This is a genomic window from Chelatococcus reniformis, from assembly GCF_014640075.1.
In the GTDB taxonomy this organism is placed as follows: Bacteria; Pseudomonadota; Alphaproteobacteria; order Rhizobiales; family Beijerinckiaceae; genus Camelimonas; species Camelimonas reniformis.
Map to the genome: position 1 here is coordinate 1 of NZ_BMGG01000032.1, position 766 is coordinate 766.

The 766-nt window shown below is 66.1% G+C and carries 1 protein-coding gene; it reads left to right on the plus strand.

The window, feature by feature from the left end; translation table 11 throughout:
- The coding region (locus IEW34_RS30190; protein ID WP_188612957.1) for a transposase at positions 1–766 on the plus strand (766 nt) is incomplete at both ends.

Sequence of the window (766 nt, forward strand, 5' to 3'; positions counted from 1 at the left end):
GCCTGATCACTCGACCTTCTCGAAGAACCGGCATGGTCGCTTCCGTGAGAGCGACCTCCTGCGCGAGCTGTTCGAGGCGACCGTCCGACGCTGCATCGCGGAGGGCCTTGTCGGAGGCGAAGGCTTCGCGGTTGATGCCAGCCTGATCAAGGCCGATGCCAACAAGCAGCGCTCGGCGGAAGCTGCCGAGCCTGTCGACTGGAACGATCTCGCCCGGACACGGCGCTCGGTGCGCGAGTATCTCGACACGCTCGATGAGGCGGCGTGGGGCGCAGCCAGCGAAGCGAAGCCGAAGTTCCTCTCGCGTTCCGATCCGGCGGCGCAATGGACCGGAGCCCTGAAGGGCCATGCCTTCTTCGCCTATGCCACCAACTATCTCATCGACCTCGATCACGCCGTCATCGTCGATGTCGAGGCCAGTCGCGCCATCCGCCAGGCCGAGGTCGGCTCGGCCCGCACCATGCTCGACCGGACGCAGGAACGCTTCGGTCTCTGGCCGGCAAGGCTCGCCGCCGACAGTGCCTACGGCTCGGCCGAGAACCTCGCCTGGCTGGTGCATGAGCGCGGGATTGAGCCGCATATCCCGGTCTTCGACAAATCCCAGCGCAGCGACGGCACCTTCAGCCGCTCCGACTTTGCCTATGACCACGCCCGCGATCTCTACACCTGCCCGGGCGGGAAGGAGCTCCACCAGTATCGCCGTCCCTTCAGCATCGACCGCGAGGGTGTCGATCCCGAAGGCTTCATACGCTACCGCGCCAGCAAG